Origin of the sequence: Pseudonocardia parietis (genome assembly GCF_017876315.1) — a bacterium.
Taxonomy (GTDB): Bacteria; Actinomycetota; Actinomycetes; order Mycobacteriales; family Pseudonocardiaceae; genus Pseudonocardia; species Pseudonocardia parietis.
Genome location: NZ_JAGINU010000001.1, coordinates 2,717,405 through 2,742,255 on the forward strand (window position 1 = coordinate 2,717,405; position 24,851 = coordinate 2,742,255).

At 71.7% G+C, this 24,851-nt stretch carries 23 protein-coding genes and 1 pseudogene; 13 read left to right on the top strand and 11 right to left on the bottom strand.

Annotated elements, in window-relative coordinates; all coding sequences use genetic code 11:
• Nucleotides 1-15 precede the first annotated feature (15 nt).
• Both JOF36_RS38895 and abc-f read left to right on the top strand, forming a co-directional pair.
• Nucleotides 16-480, top strand: a complete 465-nt coding sequence (locus JOF36_RS38895) for an SDR family NAD(P)-dependent oxidoreductase (RefSeq protein WP_307862348.1) — start codon at nucleotides 16-18, stop codon at nucleotides 478-480.
• A gap of 54 nt (nucleotides 481-534) precedes the next feature.
• A pseudogene (gene abc-f / locus JOF36_RS12875) lies at nucleotides 535-2,222 on the top strand (ribosomal protection-like ABC-F family protein).
• Here abc-f and JOF36_RS12880 read toward each other — a convergent pair.
• Nucleotides 2,192-3,472 carry an HNH endonuclease signature motif containing protein gene (locus tag JOF36_RS12880; protein WP_210026995.1) on the bottom strand — a complete coding sequence of 427 codons (1,281 nt, stop codon included), beginning with the start codon at nucleotides 3,470-3,472 and terminating at the stop codon, nucleotides 2,192-2,194. The pseudogene abc-f and the gene JOF36_RS12880 overlap by 31 nt on opposite strands.
• Before the next feature lie 659 nt (nucleotides 3,473-4,131).
• Between JOF36_RS12880 and JOF36_RS12885 the strand changes: the two genes are divergently transcribed.
• Together JOF36_RS12885 and JOF36_RS12890 are read left to right on the top strand one after the other, a co-directional pair.
• Nucleotides 4,132-4,941, top strand: a complete 810-nt coding sequence (locus JOF36_RS12885; RefSeq protein ID WP_210026996.1) for a CPBP family intramembrane glutamic endopeptidase — start codon at nucleotides 4,132-4,134, stop codon at nucleotides 4,939-4,941.
• A 4-nt stretch (nucleotides 4,942-4,945) separates the two neighbouring features.
• A complete protein-coding gene (locus JOF36_RS12890) occupies nucleotides 4,946-5,947 on the top strand; it encodes a YdcF family protein (RefSeq protein ID WP_210026998.1) in 1,002 nt (333 codons plus the stop codon).
• Between the two features lie 45 nt (nucleotides 5,948-5,992).
• Here the strand turns inward: JOF36_RS12890 and JOF36_RS12895 are convergent, their stop codons facing one another.
• The 3 genes from JOF36_RS12895 to JOF36_RS12905 form a co-directional block, all read right to left on the bottom strand.
• Entirely contained in the window at nucleotides 5,993-6,967 is a 975-nt protein-coding gene (locus JOF36_RS12895; RefSeq protein WP_210027000.1) for an LLM class flavin-dependent oxidoreductase, read from the bottom strand.
• Nucleotides 6,968-7,080: 113 nt separating this feature from the next.
• Nucleotides 7,081-8,025, bottom strand: a complete 945-nt coding sequence (locus JOF36_RS12900; protein ID WP_210027001.1) for a PDR/VanB family oxidoreductase — start codon at nucleotides 8,023-8,025, stop codon at nucleotides 7,081-7,083.
• Nucleotides 8,022-8,711 carry a hypothetical protein gene (locus JOF36_RS12905; protein ID WP_210027002.1) on the bottom strand — a complete coding sequence of 230 codons (690 nt, stop codon included), beginning with the start codon at nucleotides 8,709-8,711 and terminating at the stop codon, nucleotides 8,022-8,024. The genes JOF36_RS12900 and JOF36_RS12905 overlap by 4 nt, the downstream gene beginning before the upstream one ends.
• 223 nt (nucleotides 8,712-8,934) lie before the next feature.
• On the opposite strand from JOF36_RS12905, the gene JOF36_RS12910 reads away from it, so the two are divergent.
• From JOF36_RS12910 to JOF36_RS12950, 9 genes are all read left to right on the top strand, one after another.
• Nucleotides 8,935-9,663 carry a GntR family transcriptional regulator gene (locus tag JOF36_RS12910; RefSeq protein WP_210027003.1) on the top strand — a complete coding sequence of 243 codons (729 nt, stop codon included), beginning with the start codon at nucleotides 8,935-8,937 and terminating at the stop codon, nucleotides 9,661-9,663.
• A gap of 23 nt (nucleotides 9,664-9,686) precedes the next feature.
• On the top strand, nucleotides 9,687-10,637 hold the full coding sequence (locus tag JOF36_RS12915; protein ID WP_210027004.1) for a LysR family transcriptional regulator: 951 nt from the start codon (nucleotides 9,687-9,689) through the stop codon (nucleotides 10,635-10,637).
• A 344-nt stretch (nucleotides 10,638-10,981) separates the two neighbouring features.
• Nucleotides 10,982-12,382 carry an MFS transporter gene (locus JOF36_RS12920; protein WP_307862349.1) on the top strand — a complete coding sequence of 467 codons (1,401 nt, stop codon included), beginning with the start codon at nucleotides 10,982-10,984 and terminating at the stop codon, nucleotides 12,380-12,382.
• 62 nt (nucleotides 12,383-12,444) lie between these two features.
• Nucleotides 12,445-13,722 (top strand): flavin-containing monooxygenase, encoded by a 1,278-nt coding sequence (locus JOF36_RS12925; protein WP_210027005.1) that lies wholly within the window; start codon nucleotides 12,445-12,447, stop codon nucleotides 13,720-13,722.
• Nucleotides 13,722-14,144, top strand: a complete 423-nt coding sequence (locus JOF36_RS12930; protein ID WP_210027006.1) for a RidA family protein — start codon at nucleotides 13,722-13,724, stop codon at nucleotides 14,142-14,144. The genes JOF36_RS12925 and JOF36_RS12930 overlap by 1 nt, the downstream gene beginning before the upstream one ends.
• Nucleotides 14,141-14,806, top strand: coding sequence for a DUF1028 domain-containing protein (locus tag JOF36_RS12935; protein ID WP_210027007.1), 666 nt, complete (start codon nucleotides 14,141-14,143; stop codon nucleotides 14,804-14,806). The genes JOF36_RS12930 and JOF36_RS12935 overlap by 4 nt, the downstream gene beginning before the upstream one ends.
• Nucleotides 14,803-15,942, top strand: a complete 1,140-nt coding sequence (locus JOF36_RS12940; RefSeq protein WP_210027009.1) for a M20 family metallopeptidase — start codon at nucleotides 14,803-14,805, stop codon at nucleotides 15,940-15,942. Before JOF36_RS12935 ends, JOF36_RS12940 begins: the two co-directional genes overlap by 4 nt.
• A gap of 168 nt (nucleotides 15,943-16,110) precedes the next feature.
• Nucleotides 16,111-16,572 carry a CBS domain-containing protein gene (locus tag JOF36_RS12945; protein ID WP_210027011.1) on the top strand — a complete coding sequence of 154 codons (462 nt, stop codon included), beginning with the start codon at nucleotides 16,111-16,113 and terminating at the stop codon, nucleotides 16,570-16,572.
• A gap of 31 nt (nucleotides 16,573-16,603) precedes the next feature.
• The gene (locus tag JOF36_RS12950; protein WP_210027012.1) at nucleotides 16,604-17,890 is read left to right on the top strand and encodes an ArsB/NhaD family transporter; all 1,287 of its coding nucleotides are present in this window, start codon (nucleotides 16,604-16,606) and stop codon (nucleotides 17,888-17,890) included.
• A 10-nt stretch (nucleotides 17,891-17,900) separates the two neighbouring features.
• Here JOF36_RS12950 and JOF36_RS12955 read toward each other — a convergent pair whose 3' ends face one another.
• The 7 genes from JOF36_RS12955 to JOF36_RS12985 form a co-directional block, all read right to left on the bottom strand.
• Nucleotides 17,901-18,539, bottom strand: a complete 639-nt coding sequence (locus JOF36_RS12955) for a hypothetical protein (RefSeq protein ID WP_210027013.1) — start codon at nucleotides 18,537-18,539, stop codon at nucleotides 17,901-17,903.
• Complete coding sequence (locus JOF36_RS12960; RefSeq protein ID WP_210027014.1) at nucleotides 18,536-19,198, bottom strand: hypothetical protein; 663 nt, start codon at nucleotides 19,196-19,198, stop codon at nucleotides 18,536-18,538. The genes JOF36_RS12955 and JOF36_RS12960 overlap by 4 nt, the downstream gene beginning before the upstream one ends.
• The gene (locus JOF36_RS12965) at nucleotides 19,195-19,959 is read right to left on the bottom strand and encodes an ABC transporter ATP-binding protein (protein WP_210027015.1); all 765 of its coding nucleotides are present in this window, start codon (nucleotides 19,957-19,959) and stop codon (nucleotides 19,195-19,197) included. The genes JOF36_RS12960 and JOF36_RS12965 overlap by 4 nt, the downstream gene beginning before the upstream one ends.
• Complete coding sequence (locus JOF36_RS12970) at nucleotides 19,952-21,034, bottom strand: FecCD family ABC transporter permease (RefSeq protein WP_210027016.1); 1,083 nt, start codon at nucleotides 21,032-21,034, stop codon at nucleotides 19,952-19,954. The genes JOF36_RS12965 and JOF36_RS12970 overlap by 8 nt, the downstream gene beginning before the upstream one ends.
• The gene (locus tag JOF36_RS12975) at nucleotides 21,018-22,184 is read right to left on the bottom strand and encodes an ABC transporter substrate-binding protein (protein ID WP_210027017.1); all 1,167 of its coding nucleotides are present in this window, start codon (nucleotides 22,182-22,184) and stop codon (nucleotides 21,018-21,020) included. The genes JOF36_RS12970 and JOF36_RS12975 overlap by 17 nt, the downstream gene beginning before the upstream one ends.
• Nucleotides 22,185-22,339: 155 nt before the next feature.
• Complete coding sequence (locus tag JOF36_RS12980) at nucleotides 22,340-23,023, bottom strand: TetR/AcrR family transcriptional regulator (protein ID WP_307862350.1); 684 nt, start codon at nucleotides 23,021-23,023, stop codon at nucleotides 22,340-22,342.
• Nucleotides 23,020-24,759 (bottom strand): class I adenylate-forming enzyme family protein, encoded by a 1,740-nt coding sequence (locus JOF36_RS12985; protein ID WP_210027018.1) that lies wholly within the window; start codon nucleotides 24,757-24,759, stop codon nucleotides 23,020-23,022. The genes JOF36_RS12980 and JOF36_RS12985 overlap by 4 nt, the downstream gene beginning before the upstream one ends.
• Nucleotides 24,760-24,851 lie beyond the last annotated feature (92 nt).

A 24,851-nucleotide genomic window follows, 5' to 3' on the forward strand; every position in this document is an offset into this window, starting at 1 on the left:
CCGACCGAGCCGGCCGTGGTGCCGCACCTGCGTGCGCAGGGATCCGGCCACATCCTGCAGGTCACGTCGATGGGGGCCGGCGGCGGCGTCGCGTCCGCAGGGTTCTACGCGGCGAGCAAGAGCGCACTCGACTCGCTGAGCCAGGCGCTGGCGATGGAGGTGGCGCCGTTCGGGATCACGGTGACGATCGTGCAGCCCGGCGGGTACGGCACGGACCTGTTCACCCGGGGCACCACGGCGACCCGGCCCCGCCCGGAGTACGAGGCACTGCGTGAGCAGCTGGCCGAGATGTGGGGCGACGACGCCGGCCCCGACCCGAGCACCGCGGCCCCGGTGGTCACGGAGCTGGCCGGGCTGGCCGAGCCGCCGCTGCGGCTGATCGTCGGCGCCGCCTCCTACGACATGGTCCAGCAGATGGACCAGGCCCGCACCGAGGAGTACCGGGCCTGGGAGCACCTCAGCCGCAAAGCCCCGGGCTGACCCGGGCTTCGCAGTCCAGTTCTGTCCACCCCGACACGAGGAGGTGGGGGCGCTCTGCGTACCCCTGCGCAACTGACACTCGACCAGGTCACCCAGCGCTACGGCACCCGCGTGGTGCTGGACCGGGTGTCGCTCACCGTGCACCCCGGCGAGCGGATCGGGGTGATCGGCGACAACGGCTCGGGCAAGTCCACGCTGTTGAAGCTCATGGCGGGCGTCGAGCATCCGGACAACGGCGAGCTCGTGGTCGTCGCGCCCGGCGGTGTCGGATACCTGCCGCAGTCGCTCGCGCTGCCGTCGCACGCCACGGTCGCCGACGCCGTCGACCTGGCGCTGGCCGACCTGCGCGAGCTCGAGGACCGGATGCGGGTGGCCGAACGTGCGCTCGGCGCGGCGGGCGTCCCGGAACGCGTGGACCTGGACGCGTACGCGGCGCTGGTCGCGGAGTTCGAGGCGCGGGGCGTTACGAGGCCGACGTCCGGGTGGACGTCGCGCTGCACGGGCTCGGCCTGCCCCGGCTCGACCGGAGCCGCCCGCTGGGCACGCTCTCCGGAGGTGAACGCTCCCGGCTCGCCCTGGCCGCCGTGCTGGCGTCGGATCCCGAGCTGCTGCTGCTCGACGAACCGACCAACGACCTGGACGACCAGGCGACGGCCTGGCTCGAGCAGCGCCTGCGCGCCCACCGGGGCACGGTCGTGACGATCACGCACGACCGGGTGTTCCTGGAGCGGGTGACCACCGCCGTCCTCGAGGTCGCCGGCGGGCAGGTGCGTCGCTACGGCGACGGGTACGCCGGGTACCTCACCGCCAAGGCCGCCGAACGCGCGGCACAGGCCCGGGCGCACGCGGAGTGGACGGCGGAGCGGGACCGGCATGCCGCGTTGGTGACGACCAACGCGGGCCGGCTGGCCGTGATCCCGCGCAAGACGGCCAAGGCGGGTATGGGCACCGGGGCCTGGCGGGCGCGCTCGCGCACCCTTGGGGCGGCCGGCCGGATCCGGCAGTCCCGGCAGCGGCTGCGGTGGCTCACCGATCACCCGGCGGAGCCGCCGCCCGAGCCGCTGCGCTTCACGGGAGTTCCGGCCACCGCAGATGCCGCCGCTGGGGACGAGGTCGCCGCGCTCGACGGTGTGGTCGTGCCCGGCCGCCTCCGGCTGGAGTCGCTGACCGTCCGCGCCGGAGAGCGGCTGCTCGTCACCGGGCCGAACGGAGCGGGGAAGACCACCCTGATGCGGCTGCTCGCCGGGGAGCTGCGACCGGAGGTGGGCGCGGTGCGACGGGCCGGCCGGGTCGGGTTCTTCCGGCAGGACGGCCCGGCCGGTGCGACGGGCCGGACAGTGCTGCAGGCCTACGCGCACGGGCGCCCGGGCAGCGTGGACGAGCACATGGATGCGCTGCTGGCGCTGGGCCTGTTCCGGTCGTCCGAGCTGGGGCTGCGGCTGGGGGAGCTGTCCTACGGGCAGCGGCGACGGATCGAGCTGGCCCGGCTGGTGAGCGAGCCCGTAGACCTGCTGCTGCTCGACGAACCGACGAACCACCTGTCCCCGATGCTCGTCGAGCAGCTGGAGGAGGCTCTGGCCTCCTACGAGGGCGCGCTCGTCGTGGTCACGCACGACCGGCGCCTGCGGGCCACGTTCACCGGCACCCGCCTCGAACTGGCCGGGGGTGCGCGGGCCGACCGCGAGATCGAGAGCACGGAACGGAGCCGGCACTACGCCGAACCGTCCTCGGGTGCGAGATAGGTATGACCGGTGGGTGTGGTGGTGCGTACCCCTTCGGTCGTGCGCTTGACCGACCATCCGGGTTGCTCGCGGACGTGGTTGTGGAACTCGCAGGTGGCGCGGCCGTTGTCGAGTTCGGTGGGTCCGTGGTCGATTGCGCGGTCGATGTGGTCGAGGTGTCGGGCGGGTGCGTCGCAGTAGGGTTCGGTGCATCGATGTCGGGCTCGGGCCTTGAGGAGTTCGGCCAGGAGTCCGGTGAAGAATCGTTGCCGGGATTCGCCGCCGATCACGATGCCGTTCCGGGTGAACAACCGCCGTAAGGCTTTCTGGCCGGTGGTGGTGGCCAGGAGGTCGACCGGGACGGGGCCGTGGCCGGGGATCTCGGCGGGTAGTGGGCTGTCCGGGTCGATGAGGGCCTCGACCGGCACCATGACCTGGACTTCGAGGTCGATGTCGGTCGCGGTGGCCTTGCCCGTGACCCGCTCGACCAATGTGTCGGCCATGACCTGCCCGCGGCTGCGGGTCAGCGGCGCCGGATCCACCGAGACGTCGACGAACGCCTTGCGCAGCGCGGCCAGACACGCGACGCCCTGCTCGACCGGCAGGTACGCGGTCAGGTAGGTCATCGCGTCCGGCGCGGGGCGCAGGGTGACCCGCCGCTGCGCACGGGCAGTGTCGACCCGTGCCGTGAACTTGTCCGGGGCGATCTCGGCGACCAGCCTGCGGGTCAGGTCGCGGAGTCGCCCGGTCCCGAGTCGGGGCAGGTCGTGGTCGGCGAGCCGGGCGTCGACGGTGGCCCGTTCGCCACGGTCGAGGTCCGTGGTCGCGGTGACGATCGCGGAGACCTTGTCCCGGCTCAGCTCGCCGGCGACGAACAGGCTCCGGACGTGGTCGAGCCCTTCGCGCAGGTCACGCGCGGTCCGCAGCCGGGAACGGCCCTCCGTCGGCGACACCCGGCAGGCGAGCGCGATCTGGGCGACTGCTGCCCGTTCGAGTTTCTCGGGTTCGACGACACCGGCGGATATCCGTGCGCTCACGTGGGCGCGGGCGAATGCGCGGATGCGGTTCGCCTGTAATGCGGCGAGGGAGTTCTGCAGGGATTCGATCTGCTGGATCTGGTCGATCAGTTCGGCTTCGGTGCACGTTTCCGTGTCGGCGGTGGCGGCCTGTTCGATGACCAGCTGCATCAGGGTGAGGTCGACCTGCGGGAACCCGGGCTCTCCGGCACCTGGGAAGGTGTCGGGGAGCGGGGGTTCGTGGACTGCGGTCACGTATCTCATTCTAGCCGAACAGGTGTTCGATGTCATCTATTCTCGAATGTTTGCAATTGCAAATCGGCGATGTGCATCGGACCCGTTGTGCCGGTGCGGGTCCGGTGAACCAGCCCGGGTCCGGACCGTTGATCCGGCTCGTCAATTGGTGCGAGTAGCTCACGAGAGGGGTTTCGCGGCGAGATCGGCGATGCTCGTCCTCGCAGGCTGCGAACGGCACCGGGCTATCAGCGTCACGTCACCAGCAGGGAGGGCGTCTCCGTCGCGCGTTGCTCACGACCTGCTCGTCCCCGTTGTTCGGACCACCGACGTCCGGCGTGCTGAAGCTGGTCCGCCGGTCGGCTGGGGGCACCGTTGCTCTCTCGCTGCGGCCGACGACCGGAACGCAGTATCAGCTCGCGCGCCCGCGGTGCGTCACCGACCGCCGCGATCGGCGCCGCGACCCGGTAGCGGGAGCGCAGGGCGCCTTGTCTCCCGGCCGGGCGTGATCCACCCGAACGCGGACGTGGTCCCTCGTCCAGGTGTCGTCGGGGTCGGGATCGGGCCGGGCGTGGTTTCGTGGGTGCCGACCAGGCGACCGGCCACTGTCCGGATCGGACGGTGCGCGCAGGAGGCGTTCAGGGGGCGGGATGTCGGAGTCCGGGTCGCGGAATCACCCCGTGCGCGGATGGCTGCGGGTGCTCGGGGCGATCGTGGTCGTCGTCGTTCTCCTCGGCGCCGGCCAGTTCCTCTGGATCGGTGTGAACGCCGTCCTCGGCCTGCCGGAATCAGGCTGGCAAGCACTTGCCTTGTCGAACATCGTGGCCTTCGCGCCCCCGGCGCTCGCCCTGGCGGTGTGGCTGTGGCTACGCGAGGGACGCAGCGTCGCCGACCTCGGGTTCCGGGTCCGGCGGCCGGCACTCGCCGTGCTGGCCGGCGCGGGGACGGCGGTCGTGCTCTTCGTCGTCTCCCAGCTCGTCGTGGTGCTGTCCGACCCTGTGGACCCGGGGACGGGCGACGCGGCGGGGCCGATCTCGCCCGGCGTCACCGTCGCACTGGTGCTGCTGGTGACGATCGCCGTCCAGGCCTCCACCGAGGAACTGTTCCTGCGCGGCTATCTCCTGGGAACCGCACGTCGGCACGTGGGCACGGCTGCGGCGGTCCTGCTCAGCTCCGTCGTCTTCGGTCTGCTCCACTCGCTCAACCCGAACGCCTCCGTCGCCTACGTGGCCGCCACGGGTGCGCTCGGGCTGCTGCTGGCGTTCATCGCGCTGTCCGGTGGTGGGCTGTGGGCCTCGTGCGCCTTCCACGCGATCTGGAACGCGATCCCGTCCGTCGCCTCCGCCGGGGAGACACCGGACGGGCCGCTGGACACCGGCGGTTCGGTCGCGAATCTCGCCTACGTCGCCGTCTACCTCGTCTTCGCCGCGCTCGCCGGATGGTCCTACCGTCGCCGGACGCGGCGCGACGGCGCTGTCCGGGCCGGGTGAGCGCATGCAGGTCTTCTACGCCCTGTCCGGCGTCTTCGTTCTGGCGTTCGTGGTCGGCGTCGTCCGCGAGCGCCGGCGCTTCCGCAATGCGGTGTTCCTCGGGCTGTCGCTCGTCTGCCTGGGTCTCGGACTGCTCGGCGAGGTGGACCGGTTCGAGGTCGGCGTGATCGATGTCGTCCTGTTCGCGTGCTTCGCCGGGACGTTCCTCGCGGTGCTCGTGCTGACCGGCTTCCTGCTGGCCAACGGCCTGACGATGGTCCGGCGGGAGGGGCGGCGGCCCGCCCACCTGCTGTCCCTGCTCGCCGGCCTCGCCTGCCTGGGCCTCATGAGCCTCACGGTGTTCGTCGTCCAGACCGACGATCACATCGCCGGGCCGATCACGATCGCGCTCCTGCTCGTCGCGGTCTACCTGGCGTTCCTGTTCTGCAGCTTCCTGCTCTACGCGCTCCTCTACGCGCGGATCGGTCCCCGGCCCGGCATCGACTTCGTCGTCGTGCTCGGGTCCGGCCTGATCGCTGGACGGGTGCCTCCGTTGCTCGCCGGGCGCCTCGACCGGGCGATCGCGCTGCGCGATGCCGAGATCCGCGACGGGGGTGCTCCCACCGTCATCACCTCCGGCGGTCAGGGAGCCGACGAGCCGGTCGCCGAGGCCGAGGCCATGGCGGACTACCTGGTCGAACACGGCGTACCGCAGAGCGTGCTCGTACGGGAGGACCGCTCCACGACGACACTCGAGAACCTCACGTACAGCAGGGCGATCATGGAGCGGACGCCCGGTTACCGCTGCGCGGTGGTCACCAACGACTTCCACGCCTTCCGGGCCGCCCTCATGGCGCGTCGAGCGGGGGTGAACGGTCATGTGGTCGGAGCACGGACCGCCCGGTACTACTGGCCCAGCGCCACCATCCGTGAGTTCGTGGCGATCCTCGCCGAGCACCGCGTCGTCCATCTCGTCCTGTGCACGGGACTCCTCATACTCGGGATCATGCTCGGCGCCGGACGGTGAGGCGCCGATCCGCCCTCCCTCGACGCCGAAGTCGACCGGCCGGAGTCAGCTCAGCCGCGGCAGCACCTTCTCCTCCAGCAGCCGCAGGCTCGCCCAGCCGAGCTCGGGCGGGGTCCCGCCGCACAGCGGGTGCATGGCGACCGGCACCTGCGGGGCGGCCTCGATCTCGGCGACCAGCTGATCGGGTGTCAGGATCCGGTACCGGCCCTGCGCGCGGAGGGCGGCGACGTCGTCGACCAGGGTGTACGGCGAGGTCACCCCGGCGGCCTGGGTCATCCACTCGCCGTAGGAGTTCATCTCGTGGAGCAGGTAGGGCGCATGCTCCGGCCATGCCTGCTCCGGGTCATCCGCGAGGATGACGAGTCCGCGCGAGGGCGTCGGCAGCGCTCCGGGATCGGTGCGGCCGAGCCGCAGGACCTCCGCCCGGTAGTCCTCCCACACCCCCGGGGAGGTGGGCGAGAAGCCGTCGGCGATGCGCGCTGCCCGGCGGGCCGCCCCGGGACTGCTGCCGCCGAGCAGGACCGGTGGCCCGCCCGGCAGGCAGGGCGCCGGGGTGACCCGCACCCGGCGGCCGCGGTACTCGAACTCCTCGCCGGTGAACGCCGCCTTGAGCGTGGTGACCGCCTCGGTCACCCGCGCCACCCGCTCGCCCATGGGAACGCCGAACATCGCGAACTCCGCGGGCACGTAGCCCGCCGCCAGGACCAGCTCGACCCGGCCGCGGCTGATGTTGTCGAGCACCACGACGTCCTCGGCGAGCCGCAGCGGATCGTGGAACGGGGCGATCAGCGCTGTGACGGACAACCGGATCCGCTCGGTGCGGGCGGCCATCGCGCCGAGCAGCGTGAGCGGGCTGGGCAGGTAGCCGTCCGCGGCGCCGTGGTGCTCGGAGAGGATGATCCGTTCGACACCGACCCGGTCCGCCCACTCGGCCATCTCGAGGGCTGCGGCGTACCGGTCGACGGCCGGTCGGCCTGCGAATCCGGGATTGCGCATGTCGAAGCGCACGGTGAACGTCACGGAGCCCCCTTGAGCCACACTGTCGCGAGGGGACGCTGCCACCTCGCGTGCGGGCCCGGCCCGGCCGCGTTCCGCTGGGTGGGAGAGCGGCTCCGCGCAGATCAGAGGCGAGATCAGAGATCGAGCACGAGGAGACCGTCGCGCGCCCGGGACACGCACGGCAGCATGACCTCGCCGCGCTCGCGCTCGTCGTCGGAGAGGACGTCGTCCTGGTGGTCCGGCTCGCCGGATGACACCGTGACCAGGCAGGTCCCGCAGATACCGGCCCGGCAGGAGTTCTCCACGTCGACGCCTGCGCTCTCGATGACGTCGAGCAGCGACTCGTACTCGGGCACCGTCAGGCGCATCCCGCTGCGGTGCAGGACCACGTCGAACGCACCACCCTCGGCGACGACGGGTGCTGCGGTGAAGCGTTCGCGGTGCAGCGTGCCCGGTGGCCAGTGCGCGCACTCCCGTTCGACGGCCGTGAGCAGCGGCTCGGGGCCGCAGCAGTAGATCGCGGTGCGCTCGGTCGGCGTCCCGAGGGCTGCCCGGAGATCGAGCAGTCCGAGCTCGTCCTGGGGGACCACGCCGAGGTCGCCACCGGGCACGGCGCGGAGCTCGTCGACGAAGGCCATCGAGCCTTGTGACCGGCCGCCGTACAACGCCGTCCAGGGCCGGCCCTGCGCCGCGGCCCGGCGGACCATCGGCAGGATCGGCGTGATCCCGATCCCGCCCGCGACGAACACGTAGCGATCGGCGTCGACGAGCGGGAAGTGGTTGCGCGGGCCGCGTACCGGCAGTTTCTCCCCGGCCCGGACGAGGTCGTGCACCCGTTGCGAGCCACCGCGGCCCGCCGTCTCGCGCAGGACCGCGATCCGCCAGCGCCGCAGGTCGTCCGGGTCCCCGCAGAGGGAGTACTGCCGGACGAACCCGGCTCCGAGGTCGACGTCGATGTGCGCTCCGGGGGTCCACTCCGGCAGCGCATCCCCGGCGGGATCGACGAGCGTGATCGCCACGACGTCCGCGGCGCGGTGTTCCGTCGACTCGACCTCGAGAGTGGTCCAGTCCCCGATCATGCGCTCGCGGCGCTGACGGACTCGGGGGTGAACGTCTTCCAGGCGATGTCACGCATGCCCCGCATCGCACGCAGGATCTCGTCGCGGTCGTCGTCGTCCTTCACGTAGGTCGACATCATCTGCAGGCCCAGCCCGACGTGGAACTTCTCGTCGGTCTCGATCCGCTTGTAGATCCGCGTGACCTCGTCGAGGCCGTGCCGCTCCGCACCGCGGAAGGTCGGCTCGAAGCTGCCGGACGCCGAGGTCTCGGACAGGTTCCACGCGGCGACCGCGGCGAGGGGATGGCGGTCCAGGCACTCCCAGAGGAACGTGCTCCACGGCTCGGCCTCGGCCGGGACGGACGTGGGCACGGTGCCGCCGAGGGACTCGATGGCCTTGCCGACCATGTCGTAGTGCTCGGCCTCCTGGAAGGACTGCTTGGCCAGCAGCGTGACGTGCTTTCGCTCGAACTGCATGCCGTACCGGGCGATCTCCTCGTTCAGCAGGTAGACGTAGTCGATCTCCCGCCAGCACCGGGGGGCGAGCCACGCGGCGAGCCGCGCGGGGTCCGGGTCCTCGTCGTAGGAGGCGAAGAAGGCCTCCGTCGCCGTCGTGGTCGACTCGACGACCGAGTCCAGCAGCTCGTCGATCTCGGCCCGGATCGGCTCCAGGCCGCCGCCGCCCCGCACGTTCCGCACATCGACCATGTTGTCCTCCATCAGCTCGTCACCGGATCCGTGTATCCATGGATACAATCCACTGCCGAAGTCGCTGTCAAGACCCGGCTGATACGAAGGAGCGGGACGCGGGGCGGCGGCGCGACCGGTGACGGGCGCGGCGGATCGCCCGTCGCCGAGCGCCGCCCGCCCGCCTGACCAGGAGTTTCTCGTTCTGTGCGGGCTGCCTAGGATGACGAGATGTGAGGGTCGGATGAGCGATGGCGTGATGTACCCGGGAGCCGGACTGCAGTCCCCGAGCAGCTACGCGGACCAGATCGCCCGGATCCTCGAGGGCGAGATCCTGGGCGGCCGGTACGCGCGCGGGGAGCATCTGCAGCAGGACGAGGTCTGCCGCCGGTTCGGCGTCAGCCGCACTCCGGCCCGCGAAGCGCTGCGCAAGCTGCAGGCGCTCAACCTGGTCGAGCTCATCCCGAACCGCGGAGCCCGGGTGCGCGTGCCGACCCTGCGTGAGCTCGAGGAGGTCTACCGGGTCCGTGCCGAGCTCGAGGGGTTCGCCGCGGAGCTCGCGGCGGAGACCGACGACCCGGCGATCGCCCGGCGGCTGGGGGAGGCGCAGCAGGCGCTGGCCGATCTGCTGCCGGCGGCCGTGGCATCACTGGACGGTGCGGACGAGGACGCCGCCGAGCGGCTGCGTCACTTCAACGACACGTTCCACGGCGTCGTCCACGACGCGGGCGGGAACCGGCGGCTCGGACAGATGATCCAGGAGCTGCACCGCTACTTCCCGAAGGACACCGTGCGGCTGGCGATCCGGACCCCGGACGCGCTGCAGGTCCTCTACCTCGACGACCACGACGTCATCCTGGACCGGATCGCGAGCGGCCACGGTGCGCAGGCCCGGGCGGCGATGCGCGACCACATCCTGCGGTCCCAGTCGATGCTGATCGACTACCTGCGCGATCGCGGGCTGGGGGCCTGACGTCCGTGAGCAGGCAGCCGGACGTGACCCTCACGCAGATGCGGTACTTCGTCGAAGCGGCGTCGCTGCTGAGCATGACCAAGGCGGCCGAGGAGCTGCGGGTGGCCCAGTCGGCGGTGTCCGCCGCGGTGGCCCAGCTGGAGCGTCAGGTGGGGACGCCGCTGTTCATCCGGCAGCACGCCCGCGGGCTCGTGCTGACAGCGGCGGGGGAGGAGCTGCTACGCGACGGGCGTGGACTGCTCGCGCACGTCGGCGAGGTGCTGGACGCGGCGCGCGGCCGCGGGGACGACGTCCGCGGCCGGATCAAGCTCGCCTGCATGGTCACCCTCGTCCCGTTCGTGCTGCCCGATCTGCTCGCCGAGCTGAGCGCCGGCTGCCCCGGGCTCGAGGTCGAGGTGCTCGAGCTGGAGGCGGCCGCGGTCAGCGCCGCGCTGCGCAGCGGCGCGGTCGAGCTCGCGGTGACCTACGATCTCGGCCTCGGGCCCGGGGTGGCGCGAGAGGTCATCGCCGAGGCTCCGCCGTACGTGGTCCTGCCGCCCGGGCACCGGCTCACGAAGCGTCCGCAGGTGCGGTTGAGCGACCTCGCCGGCGAGCCGATGGTGCTCCTGGACCTCCCGCACAGCCGTGAGTACTTCAGCGAGCTGCTGGCGAAGGCCGGCGCCCCGCCGCGGATCGCCTACCGGTCGGCCAGCGTCGAGGCGGTGCGCGGGATGGTCGCCCGCGGGCTCGGGTTCTCCCTGCTCAACCAGCAACCGGTGCTGGACGGGACCTACAGCGGCGGACGCGTCGCAGCGCGTCCGATCGCCGACGCCGACGCACCCGCGCTCTCGGTCGTGGTGGCCTGGATGGAGTCGGTCCGGCCCACCGCGCGCGCCCGGGCCGTCACCGACACCGCGCGGGAGGTCATCCGGCGGCTCCGCTCGGCAGCCGGTGAGCCGGCGCCGGACGACGGTGGGAACTCGTTGCGGGCCTGATTCTCGGAATCCGCATCAGTGCATCTGATCAACAGTTGTTAACTCGTGGTTGCATCAGTTGTGCAGCAGGCATCCGATTCGCAGACTTGCGGAGCGGGTCGACGACGGAGCGGCGCCGCGCAGTCCACACCACCGACCACGGCGCCCGAACCCTCGCCGGCGAGCACGTCAGCCCGTCCTGCATCGATGAATCCGATGCAACGGACCCATTATCTCTGTTTGATCGATAGCGGCAGGCTTGCCTAGCGTCGCCCCCGAACAGCCACCGACGTCCGGAACGCTGTTCACGGCAGGGGCGCCGGGCGCGACCTGTCGTCTTCTCATGACGACCCGCTGGAGGTCCCGTGTCCGACCCCACCGCACGTCCCGATCCGGACGCCGTGCTCGACGCGGCCGTCCAGGCCGACCCCGCCTCGCTGCGCCGGAGCGTGGCCGCCGGCGCGATCGGCGTCTTCGTCCACTGGTTCGACTGGGCCGTCTACGCCTACCTCGCCACCACGATCGCGACGGTGTTCTTCCCGTCCGAGAACGAGGTCGCCGGCGTGCTGTCGGTGTTCGCCGTCTTCGCGGTCTCGTTCGGCATCCGCCCGCTCGGCGCGCTGGTGCTCGGCCCGCTCGGCGACCGCATCGGCCGGCAACGCACGCTGTCGATCGTCATCATCGTGATGTCGGTCGCGACACTCGCGATCGGACTGTTGCCCGGCTACGCGACGATCGGGGTCGCCGCGCCGATCCTGCTGGTCGTGTTCCGGCTGGTGCAGGGCTTCGCTGCCGGCGGGGAGTTCGGCAGCGCCGCCAGCTTCCTGGCCGAGTACTCGCCGCGCGCCCGGCGCGGGTTCGGCGTGAGCTGGCTCGAGGTCGGGTCACTGGCCGGCTTCCTCGCCGGCTCGTTCGCCTTCTACCTGCTCTCGGTCTCGCTGACGGCCGAGCAGATCACCGCGTGGGGCTGGCGGATCCCGTTCCTGGTCGCGGCACCGATGGGCGTGATCGGCTACATCATCCGTACGAAGATCGAGGACACGCCGGAGTACCGGGCGCTGGCGGCGACCGGCTCGGTGTCGCGCAGCCCCGTCACCGACCTCTTCCGCACCAACAAGCGGCAGATGCTGCAGGCCGCCGGTCTGATGACGATGATGCACGTGCTCTTCTACTCGGTGCTCACCTACATGGTGAACTACCAGACCGACCATCTGCTGCACTCCGCCGAGAGCGCCGCGCTGCTCTCGACGTTCGCCTCGTTGCTCGGCCTGCTCCTGGTGCCCGCGTTCGGCCGGCTGTCCGACCGCATCGGCCGCAAGCCGGTCATGGTGGGTGCCGCCATCGCGCTGCTGGTCGTGGCGACTCCGGCCTACCTGCTGATGCAGACGGGGATGATCGGCACGGTCGTCGCGGTGCTCGTGCTGGCGGTGATCCTCTCGGCGATCCTCGGCACCCACGCCGTGTGGTCCGCCGAGATCTTCCCGACCCGGACGCGTCAGGGCGGGCTGTCGATCGCCTACAACGTCTCCGCCGCGCTGTTCGCCGGCACGGTGCCCTTCTTCATGACGCTGCTCATCTCCGGCACCGGCAGCCTCATCGTCCCCGGTCCGTACCTGATGGTCGCCGCGGTGATCGGGCTGGTGGCCGCCCTGAGCATGCGTGAGACGGCCGGGAGCGGCCTGCTCCAGGCCCAGGACCTCGGTACGGACCCGGCGGCGCCGTCCGCACGACCCGTTCCGTCCTCGAGCGACGGAGTCCGCTCCTGATCCGGCCGCCGAGCCACCCGGCTCGAGCCGAGAACGTTGTGACCACCCGGAACGGAGTTGACATGTCGCACCACGAGACCGAGGTTCTCGTCGTCGGCGCAGGGCAGGCCGGTGTGGCCATGAGCGAACACCTGGGTGCACGCGGGATCGCGCACCTGGTGCTGGAGCGCGACCGGATCGCCGAGCGCTGGCGCACCGGGCGCTGGGACTCGCTCGTGGCGAACGGGCCCGCGTGGCACGACCGCTTCCCGGGACTCGAGTTCACCGACGTCGATTCCGACGGTTTCGCGTCGAAGGACCAGGTTGCGGACTACTTCGCCGCCTACGCGGAGAAGATCGACGCTCCGATCCGTACCGGCGTGGACGTTCTGAGTGTGCAGAAGGACGCCGGACGCCCCGGCTTCCGGGTGGAGACCTCCGACGGCACCGTCGAGGCGCGTCACGTCGTGGCAGCGACCGGGCCCTTCCAGCGGCCGGTCGTCCCGCCGGTCGTGCCCGCGGACACCGACGTCGTCCAGCTCCACTCCAGCGCCTACCGCAACCCGGCGCAGCTGCCCGCCGGCGCCGTTCTGGTGGTGGGGGCGGGGTCGTCGGGTGTCCAGATCGCGGACGAGCTGCGGCGCTCCGGCCGCACGGTCTACCTCTCGGTCGGCCCGCACGACCGGCCCCCGCGCCAGTACCGCGGGCGCGACTTCTGCTGGTGGCTCGGCGTGCTCAACAAGTGGGAGGCGGCGGCCCCGCCCCGGGGTGCCGAGCACGTCACGATCGCGGTCAGCGGGGCCCACGGCGGCCGGACCGTCGACTTCCGGGCCCTCGCGGCCGAGGGCATCACCCTGGTCGGCATGACCCGGGAGTTCGCCGACGGGCGGATGAGGTTCGCACCGGACCTGCGCGACAACATCGCCGGTGGCGATGCCAACTACCTCTCGATGCTCGACGAGGCCGACGCGTACGTCGCGCGCAACGGGCTCGACCTGCCCGAGGAGCCGGCGGCCCGCACGTTCGGCGCGGACCCGGAGTGCGTGACCGCCCCGCTGTCCGAACTCGACCTGGCCGGCGCCGGCGTCACCTCGATCGTCTGGGCGACGGGGTTCGCCTCCGACTACGGCTGGTTGCCGGGCGACGCCGTCGACGACGACGGCAGGCCGCGGCACGCGCGCGGGGTGTCCACCGAGCCCGGGATCTACTTCCTCGGACTGCCCTGGCAGTCGCGCCGCGGGTCGAGCTTCATCTGGGGGGTCTGGCACGACGCCGCGTACGTGGCCGACCACATCGCCATCCAGCGCAGCTACCTCGCCCACCACGACGAGCGCACCATCACCACCACCGGAGCAGCCTGATGCCGACCCACACCCGCATCCGCCCGTTCAACACCCGCGACACCTATCCCGAGCAGAACCTCGACAACGATCTGTGCCAGGCCGTCGTCGCCGGCGACACGGTCTACGTCCGGGGCCAGATCGGGCAGGACCTCGACACCAGCGAGTCGGTCGGGATCGGCGACGTCGAAGCCCAGGCCGAGCAGGCGATGGCGAACATCGACATGCTGCTCCGCGAGGCGGGCAGCCGGATGGAACACCTGGTCAAGCTGACCATCTACCTGGTCGATCCGCGCTACCGCGAGACCGTCTACCGCAGCGTCGGGCGCTGGACCAAGGGTGTGCACCCGATCTCCACCGGGGTCGTGGTCTCCGCGCTGGCGCGCCCGGAGTGGCTGTGCGAGATCGACGCCATCGCCGTCATCCCGGAGGGTGAGCGATGACCTTCTCCATCGCGGCCCGGCACGACGGACGGTTCGGGATGGCCGTCAGCTCCTCCAGCCCGGCGGTGGCCGCACGCTGCCTGCATCTGCAGCCCGGTGTCGGCGCCGCCGGATCGCAGAACGTGACCGACCCCCGTCTCGGCGGGCGCATCCTGGACCGGCTGGCCGTCCACGGCGACTCCGGACGGGCGCTGAAGGAGGTGGGGGAGGGGGCCACCGATCTGGACTACCGGCAGCTGACGGCGATCGGGCCGGCGGGCCCGGCCGCCTGGTTCAGCGGGGAGCAGACGCTCGGTACCCACGCCGGCGCCGTCGGCCCGCACGCGGTGGCCGCCGGCAACATGCTCGTCAGTACCGACCTGCCGACGATCATGATCGATGCCTTCGAGTCCGCGACGGGAGAGCTCGAGGAGCGGTTGCTCGCCGCGCTGCGGGCCGGGCTCGACGCGGGCGGCGAGGAGGGGCCGGTGCACTCGGCCGGGCTGGCCGTCGTCGCCGACGTCGAGTGGCGGGTGACCGACCTGCGGGTCGACTGGGCGGACGACCCGATCGACCGCCTGGCCGAGGCCGTGGAGATCTGGCTGCCGCAGCGCGACGACTACGTCCGGCGCGGGCTGAACCCGGCGACCGCGCCGTCGTACGGCGTCCCGGGCGACCGGTGATCCGCGAGAAGGTTGCAGTCCGGTCCGCTGTGGACCGGGCGGCCGGCGAGCTGGTCGGGCTGTCGACGGAGCTGCACACCCGGCCGGAGACGGCCTGGGAGGAACACCACGCCGCCGCGACGGTCCCGGACCTGCTCGACCGTCGCGGGTTCACCGTGACCCCGGCCTACCTGGGGCTGGAGACCGCGTTCCTCGCCCGGTACGGCTCGGGGCCGCTGCGGATCGCGCTGTGCGCCGAGTACGACGCGCTGCCGGGGCTCGGGCACGCCTGCGGGCACAACCTGATCGCCGCGTCGTCGGTCGGTGCCGCGCTCGGCCTGGCCGAGGTCGCCGACGATCTCGGCCTGACCGTCGAGGTGTACGGCACCCCGGCCGAGGAGGGCGGCGGCGGCAAGATCGAGATGCTGGACCGTGGTGCGTTCCGCGACGTCGATCTCGCGATGATGGTCCATCCGGCGCCGGTCGACGTCGCCGAGGCCCGGCCGTTCGCGGTCAGCCACTCCCGGATCTCGTATCGGGGCCGGTCCGCGCACGCGGCGGCGTATCCCGAGGACGGGGTGAACGCGGCGGACGCCTTCACCGTCGCCCAGGTCGCGATCGGCCTGCTGCGCCAGCAACTCCCGTCGAGCTCGCGGGTGCACGGGATCGTCACCTCCGCGGGGTCGGCTCCCAACGCGATCCCCGAGGACGCGTCGGGACGGTGGTACGTGCGTGCGGAGAGCCTGGCCGAGCTCGCCGAGATCGAGCCGAAGGTGCTGCGGTGCTTCGAGGCCGGTGCGCTGGCCACCGGCGCCACTCTGGAGATCGAGGCGGAGAGCAAGCCCTACGCCGAGTTCCGCACCGACACCCGCACGCTGGAGTCCTACCGGGCCAACGCCCTGGAACTCGGGCGCGAGTTCGCCCCGGGCGGACTCGCGAGCCGGATGAACCGGGCGTCCACCGACATGGGCAACGTGTCGCAGGTCCTCCCGGCCATCCACCCCTACATCGGGATCGGGTCGCTTCCGGCCACCAACCACCAGCGCGAGTTCGCCGCGCACTGCGTCGGTGCGGAGGCGGAACGGGCCCTGCTCGACGGCGCGGTCGCGCTGGCATGGACGGGGGTCGACCGGGCACGGGAGGGAGACAGGTCGTGAGCGCCGCAGGCTAGACGGGCGTGCGGGCCACCCGGGTCCGTGACACGCTGCGCCCCTCGGGGGTGACCGTGGGGACCCAGGGGTGGAAGCTTGCGACGGCGACGGGCACGCCGCCGTCCGGTCGTGTCCGGAGTGCGAAGGGCGAGGCATGCGCGAGGGAGTGCGGTCATGAGAGCCCACGACATCGTCGACGACGTACCCACGGTCACCGCCGACGACCCGGTCGCCGCAGCCGTTCGGCTGATGGCCCGCTCCCGGCTGCCGGGCCTGATCGTCGTCGATGCGCGGTCGGTGCCGATACGGGTGCTACCGGGCACCCAGGTCCTGCGGATGACGGTGCCCCGCAGCCACCAGGAGCACCCGTCGCTCGCGCGCACGATCGACGAGCCCCACGCGGACCTGTTCTGGCAGGAGCTCGGCGACCGCACGGTCGGGGAGTGCCTGCCGGAGCGGCCGGACCGGATGGCCGTCGTCACCCCGGACGCGACCCTGCTGGAGGCGGCGGCACTGATGGGGCGGGTGCGCAGCCCGCTGCTCGCGGTGGTCGACGGGGACGACGGGCGGCTCGTCGGCGGCGTCGTGCTGGAGCGGTTGCTCGCCGCGCTCGACCGGGCAGCGCCGCAGGGCTGACCCGCACCGGGCGAGGGTCGGGACACCGGTCATGAGCGCGCTGCTCGCGCTGGCCATCTTCGCGGTCGCGTTCTTCTTCATCGCCACCGAGAAGGCCGACAAGGTCCGGATCGTGCTGATCGCGGCCGGGGTGATGACGGCACTCGGGCTGGCCCCGGGCGCGGCCGTGTTCTTCTCCGAACAGAACGGCGTCGACTGGAACGTCATCTTCCTGCTGTTCGGGATGATGGTCATCGTCGGCGTGATCAAGCAGACCGGGCTGTTCGATTTCCTGGCCATCTGGGCCGCGAAGCGGTCCCGGGGGCGGCCCTACCGGCTCATGGTCATGCTGATGATCATCACTGCCGTCGCCTCGCCGTTCCTGGACAACGTCACGATCATCATGCTGATCGTCCCGGTCACCGTCGTGGTGTGCGACCGGCTGCGTGTCCGGGCCCAGCCCTACATCATCGCCGAGGTCCTCGCCTCGAACATCGGCGGTGCGGCGACCCTGATCGGCGACCCGCCGAACATCATCATCGCCAGTCGCGCAGGGCTGTCGTTCAACGACTTCCTCGTGCACATGGCGCCGATCGTGGTGGTGGTCTTCGTGGTGTTCGTGGTTCTGACCCGCGTGCTGTTCCGCAAGGACTTCGAGTACCACCCGAACCGGGTGGCCGAGGTGATGACGCTCAACGAGCGCCGGGCGATCACCGACCCGCGTCTGCTGGTGCGCTCCCTGTGCGTGCTGACCCTGGTCGTGGCCGGGTTCGCACTGCACACCGTGCTGCACCTGGAACCCTCGATCGTCGCCCTGCTCGGGGCCGGGCTGATGTTGCTGGTCACCCGCACCGACGTGCACGAGGTCCTGGCCGAGGTCGAGTGGCCGACCCTGGTGTTCTTCATCGGCCTGTTCGTGATGGTCGCCGGGCTGGGGCACACCGGGGTCATCGAGGCGATCGGCACCTGGTCGGTGGAGGTCGTCGGCGACGACTACTTCGCCGCGGCCACCGCGCTGATCTTCGGTTCGGCTGTGCTGGGCGCGTTCTTCGACAACATCCCCTACACCGCCACGATGGCCCCGATCGTCGAGGAGTTGGTGGCCGGTGTCCCGGACCCGGAGACCGGTCAGGCCCTCTGGTGGGCGTTCGCGCTGGGCGCCGACTTCGGCGGGAACGGCACCGCGGTGGCCGCCAGCGCGAACGTGGTGGCGATCGGCATGGCGGCGCGCACCGGGCACCGGATCTCGTTCTGGCAGTTCACCAAGTACGGCATCGTCGTCACGCTGTTCAGCACCGTGATGGCCTGGATCTACGTGGCACTGCGCTACTTCGTGTGACGGGGCGGTCTCAGGTCCGACCGGCCCGCCGCGCCCGGTGCTCCACCCAGCGCACCGTCGAGTAGAGCAGCTGGGTGGCGCCCGGCATGAAGGCGGCGCCGTGATGGAAGCACGGGTCCATCGTGGTCACGAACAGCTCACCGGCGGTCGAGACGGTGTCGTGGTAGGTCGTCGCGCCGGCCGTGGCACCGTCCTCCTCGACGGTCACCAGCGGCACCGCCCCCTCCGGCGGTGTGAAGATCCCGTGGTGGTGCCAGATCATCGCCTTCTCGGAGAAGAAGTCCCAGATCGGCTCGTCGGTCCGCTGTAGCCGCATCCCGTGGTCCTCGCCGGTGCGCCACCACCAGAAATTCGTCGGCCGCGGCTCCCACGACACCCCGGGCAGCCACTCGTGCGCGGCGTTCTCCCCGAAGACGACGAGCACGCCGCCGCGCTCGGCGACCTCGTAGAGCGATGACCCGTGCTTGCCCAGCAGCGCGGGGTGCTCGCGGTCGGCGACGATCACCGCGTCGGCGCCGGCGATGTCGTCGGGGGTGAAGTCGTAGAGGTGGACCGGGCGGAGCCGGTAGGGCGCGAGCGCCGGGTCCTGCAGGGTCGTCAGGTGCGACGACGAGCCGCCGTGCACGAACGCGATCTCCGGTGCGCTCATCGGTCACTCCTGAGCCAGGCGATGACGGTGGTGGCGAACCGTGCGGTGCTGCGGGTCGGGTCCGCGAAGGTGAGCAGATCGAGCCCACCGTGGACGACGACCTCGCCCGCACCGAGCGCGAACGTGTAGTCGATCGGCGCCTGCAGCGGACCGATGCCGTTGAGGACACGGGCGCCCTCGGGGAGATCGAGGTGGTAGCCGCGGCCGTAGAAGCCGGCGACGCCGATGGCCCGCAGCTCCTCGAAGGTGTGTGCGCCGGGCACCCCGGTGCGGAACAGCACGTCGTCGAGGTCGACACCGTCCCAGATCGGGTGCGGGGACAGCCGGCTGATCACCAGGTCGCGCGGTCCCTCGTAGACGAGCCGCCGCCAGCGGGCGAGCCCGGGCAGGAACGGCTCGACGACGTGGCCGTTGACGAGCAGCCGTCCGCCGGAACGGACGAACTCCTCCAGCAGCGCGCGGTGCCTGCCGAGGAACAGCTGGTCGCAGGTCGCGGAGAGCGAGATGCCCCCGACCGTGCCGAGGTCGAGCTCCGGCAGGTCGTAGCAGTCGTACAGCTCCAGGTCGTCCACGGCGACCTGCACGCCCATCCCGCCGGCCACGGTCGGGGCGAGCGCGAGTCCGACGGCACGGGTGCGGGTGGGAGCGGCCGCGGTCATCGGACACCCACCGCGGCGCCGACGCCGAAGTCGGGGACGACGACGCGTTCGTCGCGGCCGCCGATCGTCACGTCGAGCGTGCTGATCGGGAGCCCGTACAGCTCGCTCAGCGTCTCGCCGGTGAGCAGGTCGGTGGTGTCGCCGAGGCGGACGTCGTCGGGATCGACGATGAGCATCGTCGATCCGGCGACCCGCAGGGCGTGGTCGGGGTGGTGGGTGGTCATGACGATGGCCATTCCTTCGCGGGCGAGTGAGTCGAGTACGGCGAGCACCCGTCCCTGGTTGCGCAGGTCCAGCGCGGACGCGGGCTCGTCGAGGACGAGCGTCTGGCAGCCGGAGACGAGCGCCCGGGCGATGAGGACCATCTGCCGTTCGCCGCCGGAGAGCTGGGTGAAGGGTCGCTGCGCCAGGTGGTCGAGGCCGACCCGGGCGAGCGCGTCGGCGGCGAGATCGCGGTCGGTGCGGGACGGGGTCGAGAACACGCCGACGTGCCGGGCCCGGCCCATGAGCACCATCTCCAGCACCGGGTAGCCGACCGCGGCGGCGTGGCTCTGCGGGACGTAGCCGACGGTGCCGGTGTGCCGCACCTCGCCGCCGGTCGGGGCCAGCAACCCGGCCAGGCACTTGATCATGGTGGTCTTCCCGCGGGCGTTCGGCCCGAGGACGGCGAGCACCTGGCCCGGCTGCAGGTCCACCGAGACCTCCCGGAAGATCCACCGGTCGGCGCGGTAGCGGTGCGAGATCGCGGTTGCGCTAATCACCGAGCCACACCTGCTTCCGGAACCGGGTGAGCAGCACGATGAAGAACGGCGCTCCGATGATCGCCGTGAGGATGCCCAGCGGCAGTTCGCTCGAGGTGAGCGAGCGGGACAACGTGTCGATGAGCAGCAGGTATCCCGCGCCGACGAGCAGCGAGGCAGGCAGCAGGACCCGGTGGTCGCTGCCCACGATCAGCCGGCAGATGTGCGGCACGACCAGGCCGACCCACCCGACGACGCCGGACACGGCGACCGCACCGGCGGTGATCAGCGCGATCGCGACCATGAGGACGTTGCGGGTCAGCCGGGGCGGGACGCCGAGCGCGGCGGCGTCCTCCTCGCCGAGGGAGAGGATGTTGAGCCGCCACCGCAGGGCCAGCGCGACCGCGACGCCGGCCAGGATCGGCACCGTGGCGACGAGCACCTTGCCGTAGGAGGCCGTCGCGAGTGACCCGAGCAGCCAGAACGTCACGGCGGGCAGCGTCGAGTACGGGTCGGCGACGAACGAGAGCAGCGAGACCAGCGCGCTGAAGAACGCGCTCACCACGACTCCGCCGAGTACCACCATGAGCAGCGGCGCCGCCGCGGAGAGGCGCGCGATCGCCAGGACCATCACGAGGGCGAGCAGACCGGCCAGGAACGCGCCGCCGACCAGCGCCACGCTCCCGAGGCCCAGCACCAGTGCGAGCACGCCGCCGAACGACGCACCGGCCGAGACACCGATCACCTGCGGGCTCACCAGCGGGTTGCGGAACACACCCTGCAGCACCGCACCACCGAGTGCGAGGCCACCGCCGACCAGCAGCGCGAGCAGGACGCGCGGCATCCGCACGTCGAGCACGGTCGCCGCCTCCTGTGGGTACCAGGTCTGCTCGATCGGGAACACCTGGCCGATCAGCATCCGCGCGACCTCGACCGGCGGGACGGCGTAGCGGCCGGTGGCCAGTGCGAACACCGCGATCAGAAGAACGACGAGTGCGAGCGCGGGGATCGTGAGCCAGCCGGGGAGGCGCCGCCGGGTGCCGTCGGCGGCCGGGTCGGGGCGCTCGACGGCGGCGGTCTCAGCGGGCGAGGACATCGTAGCCGGCCGAGTCGGCGTTGGCGTCGAAGCGCAGCAGCTCGTCGATCTGCTCGTCGGTGACGGTGGTGCCGTAGAGGAACTCGTAGTGCTGCGCGATCTCCGTGCGCAGATCGGCCGAGAACGTCTCCGGGTGGAGCATCGTCGCGGCCCACTTCATCATCAGGTGCGACTCGGCGCTCGGCGGGTCCCACCAGAAGCCGCCGGACGGCACGGCGTAGACGCGCTTGTTCTTGACGGCGTCCAGCCCGGCCAGCGCCGGGTCGGCGTAGACGTCGGCCGGGGTCAGCGCCGTCATGGACGAGGTGAAGATGACCTCGGGGTTCCACCCGATGAGCTGCTCGACGTTCAGGGCGCTCTGCGTGGAGTACTCGACGTCGGCCGCGACGTTCGTGGCGCCCGGCAGCGTCATCCAGCTGTGCATGTAGGCGTCGCGCGAGCTCATGCCCGCGTTGTAGCCGCCGTCGCCCGCGGTGCGCAGGAAGATCGTCCGCGGCGACGTGGTCTGCTCGGCGGCGAAGCCCTTCAGCTCGGCGATCGTCTCGTGCATCCGGCCGAGGAGCTGCTCACCGCGCTCGGGCTTGCCCAGGAGCGTCGAGAACATCGTCACCCAGGTCTCCAGGTCCTCCTGGGTGCCGTACTGCAATCCGATCACGGGGTAGCCGGCGGCCTCGATCGGGCCGATGAACGTCTCGTGGTCGCCCTGGTCGGCCCACTGGATGACGACGTCGGGATCGAGCTCGATGATCGTCTCGACGTTCGGGACGAAGTCCGGTCCGGAGACGACGGTGTTCTCCAGCGCCTGCGGGAACATGTCGGCGAAGGTGCTGCCCTCATCGCGCGCGACGGTGGACCGGTTGACGCCCTTCACGCGGTCGTAGCCCTGGTCCAGCGCGGTGATCATGGACGGTGCGGGGATCACCGTCGTGACGATGGAGTCGATCGGCTCGGTGAACGTGTGGGTCACGCCGCGCTGGTCGGTGATGACGATCGGCTCGTCCAGTGTTCCGGTCGCGGCCTGGTCCTCGACCGGGGCGCGGCTGGAGCACGCACCGAGGACGAGCGACGTGACGAGCCCGGCGGCCGCGACGCGGAGGATCCGGCGTCTGCGTCGTCCGGGACCGGCGTTGACGGCGTGAGCGGGGAGCATGTGCCGACCCGTTCCCTTCTGCGGTGAGGTCCTCGTGGCCGCATCGGGGCGCGGCACGGCGTCCACACTCGATCGTGTGGACTTTGGGTAGCCTAAACACAGTTAAGGGTGTGATGGGTGTCGGGATCGTCACGTTCGTCCGCCTAGGGCGTTTGTTACGGCTCGCGCTCCAGGAGGACTCGCCTGGTCTGCTCGGAGACCGGCGCATCCAGGACGGCGGTGAGCAGGTCGACCAGGTAGTGGGTGAACAGGGTGTGGTCGGTGCGCGGGTCACGGGCCCGCCGGCTCAGTTCCAGGTGGGCGAAGCGGATCGCGGCCATCCGCCGGTGCAGCGGGGGACCGACCGCCTCCGGCGGGAGCAGTGGGACGACCAGATCGGCCCAGCGGAGCAGGCTGCGACCGGGGTCGCGCAGCACCAGGGTCGAGGGGGAGTCGTCGGTGAGCGCCCGGGTGGGCCGTCCCAGCAGTTCGGCGGCGATCTGCAGGTAGGCGCGGCCGCCGTCCGGGTCGGACAGCTTCGCGACCAACGGCAGGACCAGGGCGGCGGCCAGCTCCCGCAGGTCCGGCCGGCCGGCGAGCTCGTACTGGTCGAGCAGCGCGTGCCGGCGCTGCCCGATCTCGCGCAGGTGCGGGGTGAGGACCTCGCGCAGCAGGCCGTCCCGGTCGGTGAAGTGGTACTGCAGCGCGGTGGTGTTGCGCTGGCCGGCAGCGCGGGTGATCTCCCGCAGGGACACGACCTCGACCCCGCGCTCGGCGAACAGCCGGCCGGCGGCACCGATCAGGGCGGCCCGGGCGTCGGTGCGGGGCCCGGCGTCGCCCCGTACCCGGCCGGAGGTCACGGCGGTGGTCCGTCCGGGGTGCCGGCCTGCACGTACTCCGCCCGCAGCCGGGGTTTGAGGACCTTTCCGGCGGCGTTGCGCGGGAGCTCCTCCTCCCGTGCCCAGAGCCGGACCGGGATCTTGAACCGGGCGATCCGCCCGGTCAGGAACTCGCGCAGCCCGGCCTCGTCCAGCGACCCGCCCGGCGTCAGCTGGACCACGACCCCGACCTGCTCGCCGAGCATCTCGTCCGGGATCCCGAGCACGGCGCAGTCGGCGACCTCCGGATGCTCGTGCACCGCGGCCTCCACCTCGGAGCAGTAGACGTTCTCGCCGCCCCGGATCAGCATGTCCTTCGCCCGGTCGACGACGTAGACGAAGCCGTCGGCGTCGATCCGGGCCAGGTCACCGCTGTGCAGCCAGCCGTCGGTGATGGCCTCGGCGGTCGCGTCCGGGCGGTTCCAGTAGCCGGTGACGACGTTCGCCCCGCGGATCCACAGCTCACCGACCTGCCCGACCGGCAGGTCCTCGCCGGTGTAGGGGTCGACCACCCGCAGGTCGCAGATCGCCACCGCCTGCCCCACGCTGTCCGGCCGTTCCAGGTAGTCGACCCCGCGGTTGGCCGTGGTCATCGAGGAGGTCTCGGTGAGCCCGTAGCCGTTGGCCGGTGCCGCGCCGGGCAGTCGGCGCGACACGCTCGACACCAGCGCGGGCGGGGCGGGCGCGCCGCCGCTGCCGACCGAGGTCAGGCTCGAGGTGTCGCGGCGGTCGAAGTCCGGGTGCGCGAGGAGCTGCTGCAGCATCGCCGGAACGCCGGTCATGGTGGTGACCCGCTCGCGCTCGATCAGCTCGAGGGCGGCACCGGGGTCCCACCTGTGCATCAGCACCAGGGTCGCCCCGGTGTGCAGGGCCCCGAGCAGCACCGAGTGGCAGCCCGTCCCGTGGAACAGCGGGACGGTCACCAGGGCGACCCCCGGCGGTGCCGGCGCGGCCAGGTCGGCGAGCGACCCCCCGCCGCGCAGGTGTGCCCGGGCGGCCGAGTAGGTGAGGCTGGTGACGTTGCCGCAGATGTTGCGGTGGGTGCCGAACGCGCCCTTCGGGGTGCCGGTCGTGCCGGAGGTGTAGAAGATCGTCGCGGGATCGTCGGGGTCCGGTGAGGCCTCCGGCAGTGCGTCGGCCGGCGCGATCTCGTCGAGGTCGCGCACTCCCGCGGGCAGCGGACCGTCCGGCCGCGCCACCAGCGTGGCGACGGTGAGCCCGGGCAGCACGTCGTGCAGCCGGTCCAGCCGCTCCCGGTCGACGATCAGCACGCGGGCGCCCGAGTCGCGTAGCCCGAACTCCAGCTCGGGTGCCTCCCACCACGCGTTCAGCGGGACGACGACGGCGCCGACCGAGGCGGCGGCGAAGAACGCGACCGGCCACTCCGGCAGGTTGCGCATCGCGATCGCGACCCGGTCGCCCTTCCGGACCCCGTAGGTGCCGGCCAGTTCCCGGGCCAGGCCGGCGACCCGCCGGTACACCTCCCGGTAGGACAGGCGCTCCGCGACCCCGGTGAGCTCCGGATCGTGGACGAGGAAGTCCCGGTCCGCGAACAGGCTGGCGTTCTCGATCATCGCCCGGAGCGTGGGCGGGGCGTTGCGCCAGGCCCGCACCCCGGTGGCCGTGAGGTCGATCGTCTCGAAGGGAGCACCGGGCGCGGTCAACTCGGCCCGCACCTCGTCGTGTCCGCGCACCGGCAGTGCACTGGACTGCTGCACTCCTGACACCTCCGTCGGCGATCGGGATCGCGATGATCGTGCGTCACCCGGAGCACGTGCTGCAAGAGTCGATTCGAATGCTTGCCTGAATA

Bases quoted from the DNA above. Each gene is read 5' to 3' on its own strand.
- JOF36_RS12890 (WP_210026998.1), top strand. From the start codon at position 4,946: ATGCAGGTCTTCTACGCCCTGTCCGGCGTCTTCGTTCTGGCGTTCGTG.
- JOF36_RS12900 (WP_210027001.1), bottom strand. From the start codon at position 8,025: ATGATCGGGGACTGGACCACTCTCGAGGTCGAGTCGACGGAACACCGC.
- JOF36_RS12905 (WP_210027002.1), bottom strand. From the start codon at position 8,711: ATGGTCGATGTGCGGAACGTGCGGGGCGGCGGCGGCCTGGAGCCGATC.
- JOF36_RS12910 (WP_210027003.1), top strand. From the start codon at position 8,935: ATGAGCGATGGCGTGATGTACCCGGGAGCCGGACTGCAGTCCCCGAGC.
- JOF36_RS12925 (WP_210027005.1), top strand. From the start codon at position 12,445: ATGTCGCACCACGAGACCGAGGTTCTCGTCGTCGGCGCAGGGCAGGCC.
- JOF36_RS12930 (WP_210027006.1), top strand. From the start codon at position 13,722: ATGCCGACCCACACCCGCATCCGCCCGTTCAACACCCGCGACACCTAT.
- JOF36_RS12935 (WP_210027007.1), top strand. From the start codon at position 14,141: ATGACCTTCTCCATCGCGGCCCGGCACGACGGACGGTTCGGGATGGCC.
- JOF36_RS12945 (WP_210027011.1), top strand. From the start codon at position 16,111: ATGAGAGCCCACGACATCGTCGACGACGTACCCACGGTCACCGCCGAC.
- JOF36_RS12950 (WP_210027012.1), top strand. From the start codon at position 16,604: ATGAGCGCGCTGCTCGCGCTGGCCATCTTCGCGGTCGCGTTCTTCTTC.
- JOF36_RS12955 (WP_210027013.1), bottom strand. From the start codon at position 18,539: ATGAGCGCACCGGAGATCGCGTTCGTGCACGGCGGCTCGTCGTCGCAC.
- JOF36_RS12960 (WP_210027014.1), bottom strand. From the start codon at position 19,198: ATGACCGCGGCCGCTCCCACCCGCACCCGTGCCGTCGGACTCGCGCTC.
- JOF36_RS12970 (WP_210027016.1), bottom strand. From the start codon at position 21,034: ATGTCCTCGCCCGCTGAGACCGCCGCCGTCGAGCGCCCCGACCCGGCC.
- JOF36_RS12975 (WP_210027017.1), bottom strand. From the start codon at position 22,184: ATGCTCCCCGCTCACGCCGTCAACGCCGGTCCCGGACGACGCAGACGC.